This window comes from Streptomyces sp. NPDC048507, from assembly GCF_043199995.1.
Lineage (GTDB): Bacteria > Actinomycetota > Actinomycetes > Streptomycetales > Streptomycetaceae > Streptomyces.
Genome location: NZ_JBICWZ010000006.1, coordinates 65,910 through 84,990 on the forward strand (window position 1 = coordinate 65,910; position 19,081 = coordinate 84,990).

The following is a 19,081-nucleotide window of genomic DNA, read 5'->3' on the forward strand; positions in this document are numbered from 1 at the left end:
CCCCTGCGGAACGTGAGGACCCGGTGGCCCGGCGGCCACCGGGTCCTCGCACGTCCGGACGGCGGCCGGCCCGTCCGCAGGCCCGGCGGGGACGGCCCCGCGTCAGGGGCCGAACAGGACCGACTGGGCCGCTTCGCGGGCGGCCAGGCGGGCGCCCTCCAGGACCGCCGGACCGCCCAGGACGGTGGCCCGGACCGCGGTCGGGACGGGGGTGAGGGTGGCCAGCCGGCGCTCGACCAGCCCGGCGAGACCGGGCCCGCCGGCCCGGCCGAGCTCGCCGCCGAGGACGACGCAGCCGGGGTCGAGGACCGCCGCGACGGCCGCCGCCCCGAGCGCGAGCCGCTCCGCGAGGACCTCCAGGAAGGCGGCCCCCGCCGCCCCCGCGACGGCCTCCTCCACCGGCCCCCGGAACCCGTGCGCGACGGCGAGGGCGGTGACCGCCTCCCGCCCCACCAGGGAGTGGAACCCGCCGCCGCAGTCGGTGGCCGAGGGCAGCCCCGCCGTCCCCGGCACCGGGAGGAAGCCGATCTCCCCCGCCCCGCCGGAGGCGCCCCGGCGCAGCCGTCCGTCCAGCACCACGGCGGCGCCCACCCCCGCGCCCAGCCACAGCAGCACGAAGGAGTCCACGTCCCGGGCGGCGCCCACGCGCTGCTCGGCCAGGGCCGCCAGGTTGGTCTCGTTCTCCACGACGACGGTGGCCGGCAGCCGCCGCTGGAGGGCGCCGACCAGTTCCCGGTGCCAGAGCGGCAGCCCGACCGGGCCCGCCAGCTCGCCGCTGCCGGGGGTGACCAGGCCGGGCGCGCCGACGACCACCGTGTGCAGGGCCTCGGCGCCCGCCTCCCGGGTGAGGGCCTCCAGCCGTTCCACGGCCTCGTCCACGGCGTCGACGGGCAGGGCCGCCGTGGCCAGCGGGCGGCCCAGCAGGTCGGTGACGACGGCGGTCGCGCTGTCGGTCCGCACGTCGAGGGCCGCGAGGTGGGCCCGGCGGGCCACGATCCCGTAGAGGCGGGCGTTGGGGCCGCGCCGGCGGGCCCCGGACTCGCCCACGACCTCGATCAGCCCGGCCTCGGCGAGCCGCTCGACGAGGTCGGCGACGGAGGGGCGGGACAGTCCGGTCAGCTGCTTGAGCCGGCTTGCCGTCAGGGGCCCCTCCTCCTGGAGGAGTTCGAGGGCGAGGCGGTCGTTGATGGCCCGGGCCGTGCTCGGCGAGGCGGGGGCCGGGGACGGGGCGACGGCGGGGGTCAGCACCTTGGCAGGGGTCACGGCGCCCATCTTAGGGAGGGGGAAACCATTAACTATCAGGCAGGGACCCTGATAGTTTACGCCCCATGACACGGCCCACGCCCGGGGAACCCGGCCCCAGCCCGGCGCGCCTGCGCCACGCCCGCTTCGCGATAGCCGCCGTCTTCTGCGCCCACGGCGCCGTCACGGGCTCGTTCGCCACCCGCATCCCATGGATCCAGGACCACGCCCAGCTCAGCGCGGGCACCCTCGGGCTGGCCCTGGCCTTCCCCGCCCTCGGCGCGGCCGTCGCGATGCCGCTGGCCGGGCGGATCAACCACCGCTTCGGCGCCCGCACCGCCCTGCGCGGCCTGCTGACCCTGTGGACGCTGTCCCTGATCCTGCCGAGCCTGGCCCCGAACCTGGCGGTGCTGTGCGGCGCCCTGTTCGTCTACGGAGCCACCGCGGGCATGGCGGACGTGGCCATGAACGCGCTCGGCGTGGAGACCGAGAACCGGCTCGGGCGGTCGATCATGTCCTCGCTGCACGGCATGTGGAGCGCGGGCGCCCTGCTGGGCTCGGCCGCCGGCACGGTCGCCGCGCACGCGGGGGCCGACGCCCGGCTGCACCACCTGGTCGCCGCCCTCGCCCTGACGGGGGCCGGGCTGCTCGCCGTACGGGGGGTGCTGGACCTGCGCGGGGAGGCCGGGGAGGCGCCCCCGCACTTCACGCTGCCGCCGAAGTCGGCCCTGGTGATCGGCCTCGTCGGCTTCTGCGCGGTCTTCGCCGAGGGCGCCAGCATGGACTGGTCGGCGGTGTACCTGCGGGACGTGCTGCACACCGACGCGGGGCTGGCCGCCGCCTCGACCACCGCGTTCGCGCTGACCATGACCCTGGCCCGGCTGGCCGGGGACCGGGTGGTGGACCGGTTCGGGGCGGTCCGCACGGTCCGGGCCGGCGGGGTACTGGCCACCGCGGGCGGGCTGCTGGTGGTCACGGTCCACCACCCGGCGGCGGCCCTGGCCGGGTTCGGACTGATCGGGCTCGGCATCGCGGTGGTGGTGCCGCTGGCGTTCGCGGCGGCGGCGCGCAGCGGTCCGGCGCCCGCCCAGGCCATCGCCGGCGTCGCGACGATCACGTACACATCGGGACTCATCGCCCCGTCCGCCATCGGCGCGGTGGCGGACGCGACCTCGCTCGTGGTGTCCTTCGGTCTGGTCACGCTGCTCGCCTTCGCCCTGGTCGTGGGGGCGGCCGTGCTGCGCGCCAAGCCGGTGCCGGGGGCGTCCGACCCGTCCAATCGGGACGAACCTGCCCCAATCCGGCCGTAATATATCGGCTGGTCGACCACGCCGTCCGGGCGCGTCCGGCCAGGTGCCTGACGAACCGAACGGAAGTGGTGGGACATGGGCTTCGGCGTGCGCTGGACCCTGCACGGAGACGGGCGGACCCCCGCCCCCGGCGCGGTGGTGCGGCCGGACGAACGGCTGTCGTGGCCCCGGACCGCCGGGCTCGGCGCCCAGCACGTCGTCGCGATGTTCGGCGCGAGCTTCGTCGCCCCGGTCCTCATGGGCCTGGACCCGAACCTGGCGATCATGATGTCCGGCATCGCGACCGTGATCTTCCTGCTCGCCACCCGCGGCCGGGTGCCCTCGTACCTGGGCTGCTCGCTCTCCTTCGTCGGGGTGGCCGCGGCGATCCGGGCCGGCGGCGGGAACAGCGCGGTGGTCACGGGCGCCGTGTTCGTCGTCGGTGCGGCGCTGTTCCTGGCCGGCCTGGCCGTCCAGCGGTTCGGGGCGCGGATCATCCACGCGGCGATGCCGCCGGTGGTGACGGGCGCGGTCGTGATGCTGATCGGCTTCAACCTGGCGCCCGTGACGGCCTCCACCTACTGGCCCCAGGACCAGTGGACGGCACTGCTGACCATGCTGTTCACCGGGCTGGCCGTGGTCTGCCTGCGCGGCTTCTGGTCGCGCATCGCGATCTTCCTGGGCCTGCTCTTCGGGTACGGGCTCTCCTGGATCTCCGACCTGGTCTTCGGGAAGATCCACTCGACGGCGGGCGGCCCGGAGGCGGTGGACCACTGGCGGCTCGACCTCTCCGGCGTCGCCAAGGCCGACTGGATCGGACTCCCCTCCTTCCACGCCCCGCAGTTCGAGTGGTCGGCGATCCTCATCGCCCTGCCGGTGGTGATCGCGCTGATCGCGGAGAACGCCGGGCACATCAAGGCCGTGGGCGAGATGACCGGTGATGCGCTCGACGACAAGCTCGGCACCGCCATCGCCGCCGACGGCGCCGCGTCCATGCTCTCCACGGCGGTCGGCGGGCCGCCCAACACCACGTACTCCGAGAACATCGGCGTCATGGCGGCCACCCGCGTCTACTCCACGGCGGCCTACTGGGCCGCGGCGGGCTTCGCCCTGCTCTTCGGCCTGTGCCCCAAGTTCGGCGCGGTCGTCGCCGCGATCCCGGGCGGGGTGCTCGGCGGCATCACCGTGATCCTCTACGGCATGATCGGCCTGCTCGGCGCGCAGATCTGGATCAACGGCGGAGTGGACCTGCGCAACCCGCTGAACCTGGTCCCGGCCGCGGCGGGCATCATCATCGGCGTCGGCGGGGTCAAGCTGCGCTTCAGCGACAGCTTCGAGCTGGGCGGCATCGCCCTGGGCACCATCGTGGTGATCACCGGGTACCACGCGCTGCGCTACTTCGCCCCGCCCCACCTCAAGCGGCAGGAGCCCCTCCTCGACTCGGGCACCTCCGCCTACGACGAGGGCGACGGCGACCGGGGCGACGGGCCGGGGGACGGGCGGAACACGCCGCGTTGACGGCCGCTTCGCCCGAACCGGCGAAGCGTACGGCCAAGTTCCGCGCGCGGCCCGTCCCGGCTGCGACGCTGCCTGACATGGAAGCGGTACTCGCGCGGATGCGCGCCCTCGACGAGCGGCTCCCCGCGCAGGACGGCGTCGCCGTCTTCAACCGGGTCTACCTGACGGTCACCCAGACCCTGCACCACCGGATCGGCCACGGCGGCTTCCCGGCGCCCCGCCGGGCCGAGACGCTGAGCGTGCGCTTCGCGGAGCGCTACCTGCGGGCGGTGGAGGGGGGAGGCCGGGCCCCCGCCTGCTGGCGCCCGCTGCTCCAGTACCGCCGCCACCCGGGGGTGCGGCCGCTCCAGCACGCGCTGGCCGGGATCAACGCCCACATCGGGCACGACCTGGCACTGGCGGTCGTCTCCTCCTGCCACGCCCTGGACTGCGCGCCCGCGGCCCTCGAAGCCGACTTCCACCGGGTCGGGGACACCCTGGTCTCCCTGGAGGAACGCATCCGCGAGGACCTCATGCCCGGTCCGGACCTGCTGGAGGTCGCCGACCCGCTGACCCACCTGCTCGGCTCCTGGAGCCTGGAGCGCGCCCGCTCCGGGGCGTGGGCCGCGGCCCGCCTGCTGTGGACCCTGCGGCGCTCCCCCGAACTCGCCGAGGACTTCGCCGAATCCCTCGACGCCGGGGTCGGCCTGGTCGGCCGCTGCCTGCTCACCCCGTCCCCGTTGGCCCCCCGCCCGGCCCGGGCATGAGGACGGGCCGCCGCCGCGCCGGTGCGCGGGGGCGGCCCGTGGTCACGGGGTCCGGGAGGATCAGTCCTCCGGGAGCTCGACCGGTGCGATCTCGTCGTAGACGTCGCCCGGACCGGGGTTGGTGGAGTCGGTCGTGCCGCCGAGGTGGTGCATGACGCCCCAGACCGCGTTCAGGGCGGTCTGGACGGCGCCCTCGGCCCAGCCGGCCGTCCAGGAGATGTCGTCGCCCGCGAGGAAGATGCCGCGCTTGTCCTCGGGGAGGCGGTCCTGCATGAAGTGCGTGAACAGGCGGCGCTGGTAGCGGTAGTGGCCCGGCAGGTTCGCCTTGAACGCGCCCATGAAGTAGGGCTCGTTCTCCCAGGACACGGTCACCGGGTTGCCGATGATGTGACGGCGGATGTCGACCTTGGGGTAGATCTCGCCGAGGGACTTCAGCATGACCTCCATCCGCTCGTGCGCGGACAGCGGCAGCCACTTGAGGCTGTCGTCGCACCAGGTGTACGAGAGGCAGATGGTGGCGGGCCGGTCCGGGCCGTCGTCCAGCAGGTAGGTGCCGCGGGTCATCCGGTCGGTGAGGGTCATCGACATGACGTCGCGGCCCGTCTCCTCGTCCTTGTCCAGCCAGAACGGCCGGTCGACGGGGATGAAGAGCTTGCTGGACTCCATGTAGTGCGTGCGCTCGATCGCCGTCCAGTGGTCGATCGGGAACAGCGTGTCGTCGCAGGCGATCTTGGACAGCAGCATCCAGGACTGGGCCGTGAAGATCGCGGCACGGTACGTGCGGATGTCTCCGTCAGCGTCGGTGACCGTGATCCGGTTGCCGGCCGTGCGGTGCAGGCGGGTGACCGCCGGGCGCGGGGCGCCGTCGTGCAGGGAGGACAGGGAGGTGCCCTGGGCCCAGTGCAGGATCTTCTCGGGCTCGCGCTCCCACAGGCGCAGCGGCAGCTGCTGCGAGCCGCCGACGATGCCGCGGTGGTGGTCGTCCGCCTCGGTGTAGACGACGCGGAGGATCTCCAGGATGGAGTTGGGGAAGTCGGTGTCCCAGCCGCCGGTGCCGAAGCCGACCTGGCCGAAGATCTCCCGCTTGCGGAAGGACTGGAAGGCCTCGGACTTGCAGAGGAAGCCGTAGAAGGTCTCGTCGTCGAGCTTCTCGACGAGCTTCGCCCAGATCTCGCGGATGCGCGGGACGTCCCGCTCGCGCATCGCGGTGTTCATGTCGGAGAAGTCGGCGCCCTCGTCCAGGCAGGCGTTCCACGCGGCGGACACGTCGCGGTAGATCTGCGGGAGGTCGGCGATGGTCTCGGCGTAGTGCGTCTCGCCCTTGAGGTCGACGACCGTCGAGGGGGTGGACTCGGCGAGCGGGTTCGGGAACGGCTCGGTGACCAGGCCCACCAGGTCGATGTAGTGCTGGAGGGCGGTGGAGGACGGCGGGAAGCGCATGGCGCCCATCTCCGCGGTCAGGCCCTCGGTGCCCGCGCCCTCGAAGCCGACGGTGCGCAGCCGGCCGCCGATCTGGTCGGCCTCGTAGACGACGGGCTTGAGGCCCATCTTCATCAGCTCGTAGGCGGAGATGATGCCGGAGAGCCCGCCGCCGATCACGGCCACCTCGGTGCCGTGCTCGGTCGCCGGTATCTGGCCGAGGCCCGCCGGGTGGGCGAGGAAGTCGTCGTACGCGTACGGGAAGTCCGGCCCGAACATGGTGATCGGGGGCTGACCGTCGCTGTGCGGGACGGCGGTGGTGGGCACCGTGGACGTCATGGGGGTACGTCTCCTTGCGGGGTGTGGCAGGGGGCGGCGGGCGAGCGGCGGCAGGGGCTCAGACGAGGGAGGCGTAGAGGCCGGGGCGGCGGTCGCGCAGGTAGGGGTTGTTCTCCCGCGACGCGGCGAGCAGCTCCGGGTCGACCTCGCCGAAGACCATCTCCTCGCCGCGGCCGGCCCGGGTGCGGGTGACTCCGTCCGGGTTGGCGAGGCAGCTGAGGCCGACGAACTCGAACTCGCCCTCGGGGCCGGTCCGGTTGACGTACGCGATGTACATCTGGTTCTCGAAGGCCCTGACGGGGACCAGCTGCTCGGCGACGAACTGGAACGGGTGCATCTGCGCGGTCGGGACCAGGAGGAGGTCGGTCCCGGCCAGGGCGTGGGCCCGGACGTTCTCGGGGAACTCGACGTCGTAGCAGATCATGATGCCGACGCGGAGCCCGCCGAGGTCCGCCTGGACGACGGGGGTGTCGCCGGGGGTGAAGGCGTCCTGTTCGAAGCCGCCGAAGAGGTGGGTCTTGCGGTAGTTGGCGAGCGCGGTCCCGTCGGCGCCGATGAGCTGCGCCGCGTTGAAGACCGCCCCGCCGCCCGCGCGCTCGGGGTAGCCGTACAGCACGGCGACCCCGTGGCGGCGGGCGATCTCGCCGATGGCGACGGCGGACGGGCCGTCGGCCGGTTCGGCGAGGGCGGGGATGTCCTGGAGGTCCAGCGCGTAGCCGGTCAGGAACATCTCCGAGGTCACGAGGAGCCCGGCCCCGGCCTGTGCGGCGCGCGCGGCTGCCTCGTCGAGCCGCTTCAGGTTCTCGGCGGTGTCGCCGAGCCGTCCGGAGCTCTGGAGGAGTGCGGTGCGCAGCGGGGGCATGGGCGTACCTCTGTGACAGGTGGGGTGGGGGTCGTAAAACGGTACGTTCGGGCGTTCGACCGCGACAAGACGTCACCGTTGCGCTGAGCGCATCGATTCGTTGCGTGTTTCGGGGCGGGTACGGCGATTCGTTGCGCCAGGGCGTTACGAGGCCGCTCCGAAGGCCGGATGGGCCCGCAGCCGGCGGACGTACGCGCGCAGGCGCGGGCCGGCGCCGGGCAGGACGGCGGGGTCCTGGAGGGCCACCCAGAGGTCCGCGTCGGTGACGGTCGGGCGGCTCCCCAGAGCATACGGGCGCACGGCGAGCCACCCCTCCAGCAGGCCCAGGGCGGCGGACCGGGCGGCGGCGGGGGCGTCCGCGTCGAGCAGGGCGCGCAGGGCCCCCGCGAAGGGGGCGGGGGCGGGCGGGGCCAGATCGGGGCGCCCGGCGAGGCGGACGGCGAGGTCGTCGAGGATGTCGGGGGTGTGGTTGCTGACGACGCGGCCGCTCCAGGTGTCGCAGAGGGCGGGGACGGCGAGGGTGCCGTCGTAGTGGTGCCCGGCGGCCTCGTAGGCCCGGCGCAGGGCGGCGAGGGAGGCGGGGGCGCCGAGCGTGGTGGTGCCGACGGAACCGGTGAGGCCGAGCAGCGCGAGGGCGGTGCGGACCCGGCGGGACCGGGGACAGCCTTCGGCGAGGTAGAGGTGGTAGCGGTACGGGACCGGCAGGAAGCCGGCCCCGATCCTGCCGCGCGGTGCGGGGAGGGGGGTGGTGCGGGGCATGACGGTCGGAAGCACGGTGACCCTCCGGGGGTGTGGTGGACGGAAGCGGAGCCACTCCCCTGGCCGGGGGTGGGTCGATCTCGGCCCGGCCGCCGCCGCCGGGCGGACCGCACCCGGACCCGGGCTCCGGAGCCCAGCCCCAGGCGGGGCACCCGCCCGGAGCCAGGGCCCGGAACCCGAACCCGGGACCGGGCAGCCACCCCCGGCCCCCGTCCGGGGGCCCGGACCGGGCGCCCGAACCCGGACGGACCACCGGACCGGGGCAGCCGCCCGAGCCCGAGCCCGGGCGAAGCACCCGTCCGGGACCGGGCAGCCGCCCCCGGCACCCGACGGAAACCCGGACCAGCGACCAGGCACCGGCCGGGAACCCGGACCGGGGGCCCGGCACCGGCCGAGAAGCCGGACCGGGGCAGCCGCCCGAGCCCGAGCCCGCGCGAAGCACCCGTCCCGGACCGGGCAGCCGCCCCCGGCACCCGACGGAAACCCGGACCAGCGACCAGGCACCAGCCGGGAACCCGGACCACCGGACCGGGGGCCCGGCACCGGGCGGGAGCCCGGGCGAAGCACCCGTCCAGGGCCGGGCAGCCGCCCCCGGCACCGGCCGGGAACCGGAACCCGGAGCCGGACGGAGCCCCGGACCAGTGCCCGGGCGCCGGACCGGGGCACCGGCAGCGGACGAGACGCCGGCGCGGGGCCGGGGTGCGGGCCCTGCGCCGGGGGCCGGCTTCGGGCCGGGCACTCGGGCCCCGGCCCGACGGGCCCGACCGCGGCGCGAGCCGGAGGGCGGGCGCGGGTGGGTCAGTGCGGGGTGGCGCTTGAGACGCGGAGCAGGTCGATGTGCAGGCGGCGGGTCAGCCACCAGCGGCGGGGGGAGGGGGTCTCGACCGGTGCCACGGAAATCGACCTGCTCCCCGCTGTCCCCGGGGCATAGCCTGCCCCTCGCCGACGCTGTCCCCCGCAGTCTCACGGCGCCGGGCCGGAGCCGTCAAGGAGGCGGCGGGGACCGGCCGTTGCCCGCCCCCACGAGAGGATCCCCGCACCCGATGCCCACCGAGCACCCCACCGCCCCGCTCGACAACCCGGTGTGGGCGGCGCTGAACGGCCCGCACCGGGCCTTCGCCGTGCCCGCCCCCGGCGGGCTCGCGGCCCGCTACCTGCCCGCCGCCAACCCGTTCGCCGCCCTCGCCGATCCGCACGACCCCGCCTCCTGGGCGGACCTCGCCGCCCTCGCGGGCCCCGGCGAGACGGTGTGGCTGACCGGCCTCCCGCCCGCCCCGCCGCCCGGCTGGGACACCGTGATGACCATCCCCGGCGTCCAGCTCGACGGCCGGGCCGTACGCGCCGAGCACGCGCCGGAGGCCGTCCGCCTCGGCCCCGCCGACGTCGCGGAGATGACGGAGCTGGTCCGGCTCACCGAGCCCGGCCCCTTCCTGCCGCGCACCGTCGAGCTCGGCACGTACCTCGGCATCCGGCACGAGGGGCGGCTGGTCGCGATGGCCGGGGAGCGCATGCACCCGCCCGGCTGGACCGAGATCAGCGCCGTCTGCACCCACCCGGACCACCGGGGCAAGGGCCTGGCCGGGCGGCTGGTCCGGGCGGTCGCGGCCGGGATCCGGGACCGCGGGGACGCCCCCTTCCTGCACGCGGCGGCCGACAACACCGGCGCCGTCCGGCTGTACGGGGCGATGGGGTTCACCCTGCGCCGCGAGCCGGTCTTCGTCGGCGTGCGCACCCCGGCGGACCCGGGCGGGCAGCCGTAACACGGCTTAACACGGGGTTCATTGAGTGCCGCCGGAGTCTCCCGTAGCGTCGTGGGAACGGGAGCACGGACGGAGGGGAGAGGGCCGTGGCGGTGAACACGTTGCAGATCAGCGGTCGTCCCGCCCTCCGTCCGGCTCCCGTGTTCGCCCCGCGCCGCGCGGTGCGGCTGTACGTCCGCACCCACATCGACCTCCAGCGGGTCTGCGCCTCGCTCTGTCGCCCCTGATCGCGCCCCCGCCGCCGCGGCGACCGCCGCGCCGGCCCGCCCCGATCAGGAAGGCGGCGCCGCCGTGCCCGCATCCGAAACCGCCCCGGTCCACCTGGCCGTCGCCCTCGAAGGCGCCGGCTGGCACCCGGCCGCCTGGCGCGAACCGGGGGCCCGGCCCGCCGAGTTGACCACGGCCCGGTACTGGGCCGACGCGGTCGCCGAGGCCGAGTCGGGCCTGCTGGACTTCGTCACCTTCGAGGACGCGCTCGGCCTGCAGTCCACCGACCCGGCCGGGGCCGACGGCCGCACCGACCTGGTGCGCGGACGGCTCGACGCGGTGCTGGTGGCCGCCCGGGTCGCCCCGCTGACCCGCCACATCGGCCTGGTGCCGAGCGTGAGCACCACCCACACCGAGCCCTTCCACGTCTCGAAGGCCGTGGCCACGCTGGACCACGTCAGCCGGGGCCGGGCCGGAGTGCGCGTGCAGATCTCCGAACGCCGTGACGAGGCGCGCCACTTCGGCCGCCGCGACCCGCTGGAGCCGGCCGGCGAGCTGCTCGCCGAGGCGGGCGACCACGTCGAGGTGGTGCGGCGGCTGTGGGACAGCTGGGAGGACGACGCAGAGATCCGGGACGTGGCCACGGGCCGCTTCGTCGACCGGGACAAGCTGCACCCCGTCGGCTTCGCGGGCCCGCACTTCCGGGTCCGGGGCCCGTCCATCACCCCCCGTCCCCCGCAGGGCCAGCCCCCGGTCAGCGCGCTCGCGCCGGACCCGGCCGGGTATCCGCTGCTCGCCCGGGGCGCGGACGTCGGTTACGTGACCCCGCGGGACGCCGGCCAGGCGCGCGCCGCCGTGGCCGGGATCCGGGCCGCCCAGGAGGAGGCGGGCACGGCCGGGCGGCCGCTGCACGTGTTCGGGGAGCTGACCGTCTTCCTCGACCCCGGCCCCGCGGCCGCGACCCGGCGGCTCCAGCGGCTGGACGCCCTCCACGGGTCGGCGTACTCCGGCGACGCGCTGCTCTTCGCGGGGACCCCGGGACAGCTCGCGGACCTGCTGCTGGACTGGCGGCGGGCCGGCCTCTCCGGTTTCCGGCTGCGCCCCGGGGTGCTGGCGCACGACCTCCCGGCGATCACCCGCGGTCTGGTGCCCGAGCTCCAGCGGCGCGGGGCCTTCCGCCGCTCGTACGAGGCCTCCTCGCTCCGCGGCCTGCTGGGGCTGCCCCGCCCCGCGAACCGGTACGCCCGGCCCGCCGCCTGAGCGCCCGCAGGACCCGATCCGACACGAGACGCGGAGGACACGTACCGCCATGGGCAAGCCGCTCAAGCAGATCCATCTGGCCGCGCACTTCCCCGGGGTCAACAACACCACCGTGTGGAGCCACCCGGAGGCCGGCAGCCACATCGACTTCGACTCGTTCGTCCACTTCGCGCGGACCGCCGAGCGCGCCCGGTTCGACTTCCTGTTCCTGGCCGAGGGGCTGCGGCTGCGCGAACAGGGCGGACAGATCTACGACCTGGACGTGGTCGGACGGCCCGACACCTTCACCGTGCTGGCCGCGCTGGCCGCCGTGACCGAGCACCTGGGGCTGACCGGCACGATCAGTTCCACCTTCAACGAGCCGTACGAGGTGGCCCGGCAGTTCGCCACCCTCGACCACCTCTCGGGCGGCCGGGCCGCCTGGAACGTGGTGACCTCCTGGGACGCCTTCACCGGGGAGAACTTCCGCCGCGGCGGCTTCCTGGCGCGCGAGGACCGCTACGAGCGGGCACGGGAGTTCCTGGCCACCGCCCACGAGCTGTTCGACTCCTGGGACGGGGGCGAGGTGCTCGCCGATCCGGCGACCGGGGTCTTCCTGCGGGACGCGGGCGCGGGTGCCTTCGTCCACCGGGGACGGCAGTTCGACATCGCGGGCCGGTTCAACGTGCCGCGCAGCCCGCAGGGCCGCCCGGTGATCTTCCAGGCGGGCGATTCGGACGAGGGCAGGGAGTTCGCCGCGGCGGGGGCCGACGCCGTTTTCGGCCGGTACGCCACCCTGGAGGAGGGACGGGCCTTCTACGCCGACGTCAAGGGCCGACTGGCCCGGTACGGCCGCACCCCGGACGAGCTGAAGATCCTGCCCGCGGCCACCTTCGTCCTCGGCGACACCGACGCCGACGCCCTCGAACGGGCTCGCGAGGTGCGGTCCGCGCAGGTCAGCGGGGCCACGGCGATCAAGTACCTGGAGCACGTCTGGAACCGGGACCTGTCCGCGTACGACCCGGACGGCCCGCTCCCGGAGATCGACCCGGACCCCGGGGAGAACACGATCGCCCTCGGCCGGGCCGGCGTCCGGATGTTCCGCGACCCCCTGGCCACGGCCAGGCAGTGGCGGGAGCTGGCCGCCGCCCGGAAGCTGTCGATCCGCGAGCTGGTCATCGAGACCACCGGGCGCCAGTCCTTCGTCGGCTCGCCCGCCACCGTCGCCGCGGCCATCGACGAGCTGGTCCAGCAGGACGCGGCCGACGGCTTCATCCTCGTCCCCCACCTGACGCCCGGCGGCCTGGACGCCTTCGCGGACACGGTCGTGCCGCTGCTCCAGGAGCGGGGCGTCTTCCGGCGGGAGTACGAGGGGCCCACCCTGCGCGACCACTTGGGGCTGGCCGTGCCCGTGGCGGCAGCTCCCACCGGTTCCTGAAGGGCGGCGCCCGATCCGGGGTTTCGGGGCGCCTCTCGCGGTCACACGCGGGAGGAGCGACGCAACCTACGGAAGGGAACTGCCATGAACGACGTCTCCCGCCAGCCCGGCGCCGGACCCCGGCACTGGCAGTGGCAGGCGCGCGCGGCGTGCCGGGGCCTGGGCCCCGGACGGTTCTTCCACCCCGCCGGGGAGCGGGGCGACGACCGCGAGGGCCGGGACGAGGCCGCGAAGCGGGTGTGCGCCGGCTGCCCCGTGCGGACCGCCTGCCTGGAGCACGCGCTCAGCACCCGTGAGCCGTTCGGGGTGTGGGGCGGACTGACGGAGGAGGAGCGGCGCCGGCTGCTCACCGGCGCGGGGGCCCGCCGCGTGGCGGTGTGAGCGGTGTGAGCGGTGTGACGCCGCGTGGCGGACCGGATCAGGCCGGGGCGCCCGAGGTGAAGCGGCGCAGGAGGGGCGAGAGGACGAGGACGGACTTGGTCCGTTCCACGAACGGCTCCCCCGCGATGCGCTCCAGCACCCGCTCGAAGTGGCGCATGTCGGAGGCGAAGACCTGGACGAGGGCGTCCGCGTCGCCGGTGACGGTCGACGCGGACACCACCTCGGGGTACCGCTCCAGACCTCGCCGGATGTCGTCCGGCGAGGTGTTGTGGCGACAGTAGATCTCGATGAAGCCCTCGGTCTCCCAGCCCATCGCGGCGGGGTCCACACGGACCGTGAAGCCGGTGATGGCGCCTTCGGCGCGGAGCCGGTCGACGCGCCGCTTGACGGCGGGGGCCGAGAGGCCGACCTCGGAGCCGATGTCCGCGTAGGAGCGGCGGGCGTCCTCGGCGAGGGCGTGCACGATGCGTTCGTCGAGATCGTTCAGTCGCACTGCGGGTGGATCACTTCTCTGCTGTGGCCAGTGTGGAGCGGCGGATGCCGTACAGGAAGTAGACCACGAGGCCGACGGCCATCCAGCCACCGAAGGCGACCCACGTGGCGACCGGCAGGCTGTACATCATGTAGGCGCAGGCGAGGAAGCCGAGGACCGGCGTGACCGGGAACAGCGCCACCTTGAAGGTGCGGGGCATGTCGGGCTTGGTCCGGCGCAGGATCACGACGGCGACGTTGACCAGGGCGAAGGCGAAGAGCGTGCCGATGCTGGTGGCGTTGGCCAGTTCGCCCAGGGGGATGAACGCCGCGAGCGCGCCGCAGAAGAGGGAGACGATGACCACGTTGGCGCGGGGGGCGCCGGACTTCTCGTCGACCTTGGCGAAGACCTTGGGGACGAGGCCGTCGCGGGACATCGCGAAGAGGATGCGGGTCTGTCCGTAGAGGACGGCGAAGACGACGGAGGCGATGGCGACGACGGCGCCGGCGGCGAGGACGACGCCCCAGAAGCTGTGGCCGGTGACGTCGGTCATGATCTGGGCGAGCGCGGCCTCGGTGCCCTCGAAGTCCTGCCACGGCATGGCGCCGACGGCGACGAAGGCGACCAGGACGTAGAGGACGGTGACGATGCCCAGCGAGAGCATGATCGCGCGCGGCAGGTCCTTCTTCGGGTTCTTGGCTTCCTCACCTGCGGTGGAGGCGGCGTCGAAGCCGATGTAGGAGAAGAAGAGGGTGGAGGCGGCGGCGCTGATGCCGGTGACGCCGAGCGGCGCGAGCGGGGTGTAGTTGCCGGACTTGATGCCCATGACGCCGATGCCGATGAAGAGCAGCAGCGTGACGATCTTCACCGCGACCATGATCGAGTTGATCGTGGCGCTCTCCTTGGCGCCGCGCATCAGGAAGACCATGGCGAGCAGGACCACGACCAGCGACGGCAGGTTGATGAAGCCGCCCTCGCCCATCGGGGCGGAGATGCTCTCGGGGAGGGTGACGCCTATGGTCCCGTCGAGCAGTTCGTTGAGGTACTGGCCCCAGCCGACGGCGACGGCCGCGACGGAGACGGCGTACTCCAGGACCAGGCACCAGCCGCAGATCCAGGCGATGAACTCGCCCATGGTCGCGTACGAGTACGAGTACGAGGAGCCGGAGACCGGTACGGAGCCGGCCAGCTCGGCGTAGGACAGGGCCGAGAACAGCGCGGTCAGGCCCGCGATGATGAAGGAGATCGTGACCGCCGGGCCCGCCTTGGGGGCGGCCTCGCCGAGGACGACGAAGATGCCGGTGCCCAGGGTGGCGCCGATGCTGATCATCGTCAGCTGCCACATGGTGAGCGAGCGGCGCAGCGTGCCGCCCTCGCCCTGGCCGCCCTCGGCGACCAGCGTCTCCACGGGCTTGCGGCGCAGCAGCGGGTGGGCGGGCTTGCGGGGCTCGGACGTGAGCGGTGGCGCCTGGCCGTGATCGAGCACGAAGGGACTCCTTTGACACTGCGGATGGGGACTGTCAGGCGTCGACCGCAGCGGTCCGGAGCAGTTGACAGGCAGGGGTGAACCCTGCCTGGGCATGGGGGACCGCCGAGCAGGCGGTCCGCGCCACTCCACGTACAGCGAGTGAGCCTACGAGCTGAGTGATACCGCCCGTAATGCACCATCCTTGCACATTGGCGAACGATCATTGCGCGGATCTGTCCGGGATGGCCGTTTGTTGCGCACGGACGATCGATCACTGCGCAGCCCTCCCCCGACCCCCGTTCTTGACACCACGTCAGACATGCCGCAGCGTGCCTCTCCTCTCCCGTACCCGAGGACCGGAGGCGATCAGTGGGACCGACGCGTTCCGACGAGCCGTGGCTGGACCCCGGGCCCTTCCTGCGCGGGGTCGCCTGGCTGGACGGGGGCCGTCCCGTGCGCGCCGACCCGGCCGACACCATGCGGCTGCCCTGGGACACCGGCGAGCGGGCCACCCTGCCCATCGGGGTCCGGCTGGAGTTCACCGCCGGCCCGGCGCACGCGGTGGAGGTCCGCTACCGGGCCACCGTCCCCGGCCCCACCGACGCGCTGCGCGACCTCGCGCACGGCTTCGCCCTGTGGAACCGCCACGGGCTGCTCACCGAGGTCTTCACCGAGCCCGCCACGGAGTCCGTCGTACGCCTGGAGCTGCCCCGGGGCGGCGGGGCGACGGCCGGCCCCTTCGTCCTGTACCCGCCCGAGGCGCAGTCCCCGCTGGTCCTGGGCCTGCGGGGGATCGGCGGCCCGCTCGCCCCGGCCCCCGCGGCCCCCCGCTGGGTGGTGCACGGCGACTCCATCACCGAGGGCTGGTGGTCCACCCGGCCGGCGCACGGCTGGCCCGCCGTCGCCGGGCGGGCCCTGGGCTGGGACACCGTGAACCTCGGCTACGCGGGCGCCGCCCGCGGGGAGCTCGCCACCGCCGAACAGCTCGCCACCCTGCGCGCCGACGCCCTCACCCTCGCCTTCGGCACGAACTGCTGGTCCCGCGTGCCGTACACGGCCCCCCTGCTCTACGAGACCACCCGCACCTTCCTCGACCTCGTCCGCCAGGGCCACCCCCGCACCCCCCTGCTGCTCCTGTCGCCCCTGCTCCGCCCGGACGCCGAACGCACCCCGAACCGCCTGGGCGCCACCCTGGGGGCCCTGCGCGACGCCATGGAGCGCGCCGTCCGCGACCGGATCGCCGACGGGGACGACCGCCTCGCCCTGCTCCCGGGCCGCGCCCTGCTGGGACCCGAGCACCTCGCGGACGGACTGCACCCCAACGACGCCGGGCACCGGGTCCTCGGCCTCGCTGTGGTCACGGCCGCCCGGCGGGCCGGGTTCGACGCCGGCTGAGTGAAACAGCTCATACCGCTCCCACTGAACGCTCCGGACCCGCGGCCCCGTGTTCTGCACACGTTGCCGGGCCACCGACGGCGGACCCGGCGGACACACACGTGGGAGAGATCAACATGGGTATCAAGCGCGGAACTTCCCTGGCGGCGGTCGCGGTCGTCGTCGCCCTCGCGTCGACCGCCTGCGGCGGGAACGACAAGGCGGCGGGCCCGGCCGCACCGGCCGGCGCCGTCGCCGATGCCAAGGCCCCCGCTTCCGACCCGTACGGCAGCGAGAGGGGTCCCGGAAACGGCGCGGGCGGCGCGGGCGGCGCGGCCGCGGCCGCGTCCGCCGGCACGCTGACGGTCGCGGCCACCGAGCGGCTCGGCCCCGTCCTGACCGACGGCGCGGGCCTCACCCTCTACCGCTTCGACAAGGACACCGCCAAGCCGCCCGTCTCGAACTGCGACGGCGACTGCGCCAAGGCCTGGCCCGCGGTCCCGGCGGGGGACGCGGCGGCGGCGGCCGGCATGGACCCCGCCCTGCTCGGCGAGGTGGTCCGCAAGGACGGCGGCAAGCAGCTGACCGTGGCCGGCTGGCCCGCGTACCGCTTCGCCAAGGACACCAAGGCGGGCGACCTGAACGGGCAGGGCGTCGGCGGCACCTGGTTCGCGCTCGCCCCCGACGGCAAGAAGGCCGCGAAGCCCGCCGCCGCGCCCGCCGGCGTCCCGGCGGCGGTCACCGGGGCCCTGACCGTGGCCAAGGACGCCCGGCTGGGCGAGCACATCGTCGACGGCAACGGCATGACCGTCTACCGCTTCAAGCCCGACACCGCCTGGCCGATGGTCTCCAAGTGCGAGGGCGACTGCGTCGCCAAGTGGCCGGTCGTACCGCCGGTCGACAAGGCCGCCGCCCGGGGCATCATCGAGAAGAACTACCTGGTCCTCGACCGCCCGGACGGCAAGAAGCAGCAGACCGTCAACTGCTGGCCCGTCTACACCTTCACCGGCGACAAGAAGGCCGGCGACACCAACGGGCAGGGCGTGGGCGGCACCTGGTACGCCGTCGCCCCCGACGGCAAGCTCATCACCGCCCAGTAGCCCTTCCGCCCCTCCCCCGGTCCGCGCGGCCCCCGCCCCTCCCCCCGGGCGGGGGCCGCGCACCGTTCCCCGGCACGGCCCCGTTGCCTACAGTGGCCCCCATGCTGCGCGTACTGGCCGTCGACGACGAGAAGCCGCTCCTGGAGGAACTCCTCTACCTGCTGCGCTCCGACCCGCGGGTGCGCAGCGCGGAGGGCGCGTCGGACGCCACCGGGGCGCTGCGCCGCGTCACCCGGGCCCTGGAGAGCGGCCCGGACGGGCCGGACGGCATCGACGTGGTGTTCCTGGACATCCAGATGGCCGGGCTGACCGGGCTGGACATCGCCCGGCTGCTGGCCGGGTTCGTCCGGCCGCCGCTCATCGTGTTCGTCACCGCCCACGAGGGCTTCGCCGTCCAGGCCTTCGACCTCAAGGCGGTGGACTACGTCCTCAAGCCCGTGCGGCCGGAGCGGCTGGCGGAGGCGGTGCGCCGGGCGTGCGCGCTGCTGGAGCGGCCGGACGGGGCCGCGGAGCGGCGCGCGGCCGCTCCGCAACCCCGGGCGGAGCCGGCCGCCGGGTCCGCCGCTCCGGCGGGAGCGGGGGGCGCGGGGGGCGCGGAGCGCGCGCCGGAGCAGATCGCGGTCGAACTGGGCGGCGTCACCCGCTTCGTGGCCATCGCGGACATCGCGTACGTGGAGGCCCAGGGCGACTACGCCCGGCTGCACACCGACGACGGCAGCCACCTGGTGCGGATCCCGCTGTCCACGCTGGAGGAACGCTGGGCGCCCCGGGGGTTCGTCCGCATCCACCGGCGCCACCTGGTGGCGCTCGGCCGGATCGACGAGCTGCGGATCGACGCGGGCACCACGAGCGTTCGCGTGGGCCCGGCCGAACTCCAGGTCAGCCGCCGCCACGCGCGCGAACTCCGGGACCTGCTGATGCGCCAGGCGACGGGCTGAGCCCCCGCCGCCCGCCGTGCCCGGCCCGCCGGTCCGCCCGCCGGTCCGCCCGGCCGGGCGACCGTCCGGCGTACCGGAACGCCGTTCGTCGCACCACAGCCCGCGTACGGCGACGCAGCGGGGCCGTCGGCCGCAGCGCGGGCGCGGGCCGCCCGTCCCGGGCACGGGCCGCGCGTATCGTGGATCTTCCGGCCCGGGAGGAGCTGCATGTCCGAGATCCAGGCGCTGCTGGACGCGCTGAGCGGACTGCCCCGGACCCGGGCCGCCGGTCCCGCCGAGGCCGAGGTACTGCTCGCCCGGCTGCGCAGCGCGGCCGCCCGCTGGGCCGAGGTCCTCTACGAGGCCCAGGAGGGCACCCGCGGCCAGCTGCCGCCCCGCGTGGAGGCGGCCCTGACGCTCGCGTTCCGCCGGGCGGAGGAGTCGTACGTGGAGCTGGAGATCGCCCTGCGCGACTGCGCCCGGCACCACGGCCCGGCCCGCTGACCGCCGCCCGGATCGCGCCTGTTGCCGGGGGCGGGGGCCTGCGTACA

General features: G+C 74.9%; 19 protein-coding genes. 12 read left to right on the forward strand and 7 right to left on the reverse strand.

What is annotated here, in order from left to right; translation table 11 throughout:
* Positions 1-102: 102 nt before the first annotated feature.
* Positions 103-1,272 (reverse strand): ROK family protein, encoded by a 1,170-nt coding sequence (locus ACGFXC_RS18235; RefSeq protein ID WP_393713910.1) that lies wholly within the window; start codon positions 1,270-1,272, stop codon positions 103-105.
* A 56-nt stretch (positions 1,273-1,328) separates the two neighbouring features.
* On the opposite strand from ACGFXC_RS18235, the gene ACGFXC_RS18240 reads away from it, so the two are divergent.
* From ACGFXC_RS18240 to ACGFXC_RS18250, 3 genes are all read left to right on the forward strand, one after another.
* Complete coding sequence (locus ACGFXC_RS18240) at positions 1,329-2,552, forward strand: MFS transporter (RefSeq protein ID WP_393713912.1); 1,224 nt, start codon at positions 1,329-1,331, stop codon at positions 2,550-2,552.
* A 75-nt stretch (positions 2,553-2,627) separates the two neighbouring features.
* The gene (locus ACGFXC_RS18245; protein WP_393713914.1) at positions 2,628-4,049 is read left to right on the forward strand and encodes a uracil-xanthine permease family protein; all 1,422 of its coding nucleotides are present in this window, start codon (positions 2,628-2,630) and stop codon (positions 4,047-4,049) included.
* 77 nt (positions 4,050-4,126) lie between these two features.
* On the forward strand, positions 4,127-4,795 hold the full coding sequence (locus tag ACGFXC_RS18250) for a DUF5995 family protein (protein WP_393713916.1): 669 nt from the start codon (positions 4,127-4,129) through the stop codon (positions 4,793-4,795).
* Positions 4,796-4,855: 60 nt separating this feature from the next.
* Here the strand turns inward: ACGFXC_RS18250 and ACGFXC_RS18255 are convergent, their stop codons facing one another.
* The 4 genes from ACGFXC_RS18255 to ACGFXC_RS18270 all read right to left on the reverse strand — a co-directional run bounded on the left by ACGFXC_RS18255 (position 4,856) and on the right by ACGFXC_RS18270 (position 9,068).
* Positions 4,856-6,553: a flavin monoamine oxidase family protein gene (locus tag ACGFXC_RS18255; protein WP_393713918.1), complete on the reverse strand. Its 1,698-nt coding sequence runs from the start codon at positions 6,551-6,553 to the stop codon at positions 4,856-4,858.
* Between the two features lie 58 nt (positions 6,554-6,611).
* Positions 6,612-7,415: a carbon-nitrogen hydrolase family protein gene (locus ACGFXC_RS18260; protein WP_393713920.1), complete on the reverse strand. Its 804-nt coding sequence runs from the start codon at positions 7,413-7,415 to the stop codon at positions 6,612-6,614.
* A gap of 144 nt (positions 7,416-7,559) precedes the next feature.
* Positions 7,560-8,174: a cell envelope biogenesis protein OmpA gene (locus ACGFXC_RS18265; RefSeq protein ID WP_393713922.1), complete on the reverse strand. Its 615-nt coding sequence runs from the start codon at positions 8,172-8,174 to the stop codon at positions 7,560-7,562.
* Positions 8,175-8,972: 798 nt separating this feature from the next.
* The gene (locus tag ACGFXC_RS18270) at positions 8,973-9,068 is read right to left on the reverse strand and encodes a putative leader peptide (RefSeq protein ID WP_393713924.1); all 96 of its coding nucleotides are present in this window, start codon (positions 9,066-9,068) and stop codon (positions 8,973-8,975) included.
* A gap of 149 nt (positions 9,069-9,217) precedes the next feature.
* Between ACGFXC_RS18270 and ACGFXC_RS18275 the strand changes: the two genes are divergently transcribed.
* From ACGFXC_RS18275 to ACGFXC_RS18295, 5 genes are all read left to right on the forward strand, one after another.
* The gene (locus ACGFXC_RS18275; RefSeq protein WP_393713926.1) at positions 9,218-9,934 is read left to right on the forward strand and encodes a GNAT family N-acetyltransferase; all 717 of its coding nucleotides are present in this window, start codon (positions 9,218-9,220) and stop codon (positions 9,932-9,934) included.
* A gap of 86 nt (positions 9,935-10,020) precedes the next feature.
* Entirely contained in the window at positions 10,021-10,161 is a 141-nt protein-coding gene (locus ACGFXC_RS18280; RefSeq protein ID WP_393713927.1) for a hypothetical protein, read from the forward strand.
* Between the two features lie 64 nt (positions 10,162-10,225).
* Positions 10,226-11,401: an LLM class flavin-dependent oxidoreductase gene (locus tag ACGFXC_RS18285; RefSeq protein ID WP_393713929.1), complete on the forward strand. Its 1,176-nt coding sequence runs from the start codon at positions 10,226-10,228 to the stop codon at positions 11,399-11,401.
* 49 nt (positions 11,402-11,450) lie between these two features.
* The gene (locus tag ACGFXC_RS18290) at positions 11,451-12,818 is read left to right on the forward strand and encodes an NtaA/DmoA family FMN-dependent monooxygenase (RefSeq protein ID WP_393713931.1); all 1,368 of its coding nucleotides are present in this window, start codon (positions 11,451-11,453) and stop codon (positions 12,816-12,818) included.
* An 84-nt stretch (positions 12,819-12,902) separates the two neighbouring features.
* Positions 12,903-13,199, forward strand: coding sequence for a WhiB family transcriptional regulator (locus ACGFXC_RS18295; RefSeq protein WP_393713933.1), 297 nt, complete (start codon positions 12,903-12,905; stop codon positions 13,197-13,199).
* A gap of 37 nt (positions 13,200-13,236) precedes the next feature.
* On the opposite strand, the gene ACGFXC_RS18300 is transcribed toward ACGFXC_RS18295, so the two are convergent.
* The gene (locus ACGFXC_RS18300; RefSeq protein ID WP_007262967.1) at positions 13,237-13,692 is read right to left on the reverse strand and encodes an Lrp/AsnC family transcriptional regulator; all 456 of its coding nucleotides are present in this window, start codon (positions 13,690-13,692) and stop codon (positions 13,237-13,239) included.
* Positions 13,693-13,702: 10 nt separating this feature from the next.
* A complete protein-coding gene (locus tag ACGFXC_RS18305) occupies positions 13,703-15,157 on the reverse strand; it encodes an amino acid transporter (RefSeq protein ID WP_393713935.1) in 1,455 nt (484 codons plus the stop codon).
* Between the two features lie 351 nt (positions 15,158-15,508).
* On the opposite strand from ACGFXC_RS18305, the gene ACGFXC_RS18310 reads away from it, so the two are divergent.
* The 4 genes from ACGFXC_RS18310 to ACGFXC_RS18325 all read left to right on the forward strand — a co-directional run bounded on the left by ACGFXC_RS18310 (position 15,509) and on the right by ACGFXC_RS18325 (position 19,034).
* Positions 15,509-16,534 carry a GDSL-type esterase/lipase family protein gene (locus ACGFXC_RS18310; RefSeq protein WP_393713937.1) on the forward strand — a complete coding sequence of 342 codons (1,026 nt, stop codon included), beginning with the start codon at positions 15,509-15,511 and terminating at the stop codon, positions 16,532-16,534.
* Between the two features lie 116 nt (positions 16,535-16,650).
* A complete protein-coding gene (locus ACGFXC_RS18315; protein WP_393713939.1) occupies positions 16,651-17,613 on the forward strand; it encodes an SCO0930 family lipoprotein in 963 nt (320 codons plus the stop codon).
* 101 nt (positions 17,614-17,714) lie between these two features.
* Positions 17,715-18,551 carry a LytR/AlgR family response regulator transcription factor gene (locus tag ACGFXC_RS18320; RefSeq protein WP_393713940.1) on the forward strand — a complete coding sequence of 279 codons (837 nt, stop codon included), beginning with the start codon at positions 17,715-17,717 and terminating at the stop codon, positions 18,549-18,551.
* Between the two features lie 207 nt (positions 18,552-18,758).
* Positions 18,759-19,034 carry a hypothetical protein gene (locus ACGFXC_RS18325; protein ID WP_393713942.1) on the forward strand — a complete coding sequence of 92 codons (276 nt, stop codon included), beginning with the start codon at positions 18,759-18,761 and terminating at the stop codon, positions 19,032-19,034.
* Positions 19,035-19,081: the final 47 nt, after the last annotated feature.

Coding starts and splice junctions, on each gene's coding strand:
- ACGFXC_RS18325 (WP_393713942.1), top strand. CDS start 18,759: ATGTCCGAGATCCAGGCGCTGCTGGACGCGCTGAGCGGACTGCCCCGG.
- ACGFXC_RS18250 (WP_393713916.1), top strand. CDS start 4,127: ATGGAAGCGGTACTCGCGCGGATGCGCGCCCTCGACGAGCGGCTCCCC.
- ACGFXC_RS18260 (WP_393713920.1), bottom strand. CDS start 7,415: ATGCCCCCGCTGCGCACCGCACTCCTCCAGAGCTCCGGACGGCTCGGC.
- ACGFXC_RS18320 (WP_393713940.1), top strand. CDS start 17,715: ATGCTGCGCGTACTGGCCGTCGACGACGAGAAGCCGCTCCTGGAGGAA.
- ACGFXC_RS18240 (WP_393713912.1), top strand. CDS start 1,329: ATGACACGGCCCACGCCCGGGGAACCCGGCCCCAGCCCGGCGCGCCTG.
- ACGFXC_RS18275 (WP_393713926.1), top strand. CDS start 9,218: ATGCCCACCGAGCACCCCACCGCCCCGCTCGACAACCCGGTGTGGGCG.
- ACGFXC_RS18290 (WP_393713931.1), top strand. CDS start 11,451: ATGGGCAAGCCGCTCAAGCAGATCCATCTGGCCGCGCACTTCCCCGGG.
- ACGFXC_RS18255 (WP_393713918.1), bottom strand. CDS start 6,553: ATGACGTCCACGGTGCCCACCACCGCCGTCCCGCACAGCGACGGTCAG.
- ACGFXC_RS18265 (WP_393713922.1), bottom strand. CDS start 8,174: ATGCCCCGCACCACCCCCCTCCCCGCACCGCGCGGCAGGATCGGGGCC.
- ACGFXC_RS18295 (WP_393713933.1), top strand. CDS start 12,903: ATGAACGACGTCTCCCGCCAGCCCGGCGCCGGACCCCGGCACTGGCAG.
- ACGFXC_RS18245 (WP_393713914.1), top strand. CDS start 2,628: ATGGGCTTCGGCGTGCGCTGGACCCTGCACGGAGACGGGCGGACCCCC.
- ACGFXC_RS18315 (WP_393713939.1), top strand. CDS start 16,651: ATGGGTATCAAGCGCGGAACTTCCCTGGCGGCGGTCGCGGTCGTCGTC.
- ACGFXC_RS18235 (WP_393713910.1), bottom strand. CDS start 1,272: ATGGGCGCCGTGACCCCTGCCAAGGTGCTGACCCCCGCCGTCGCCCCG.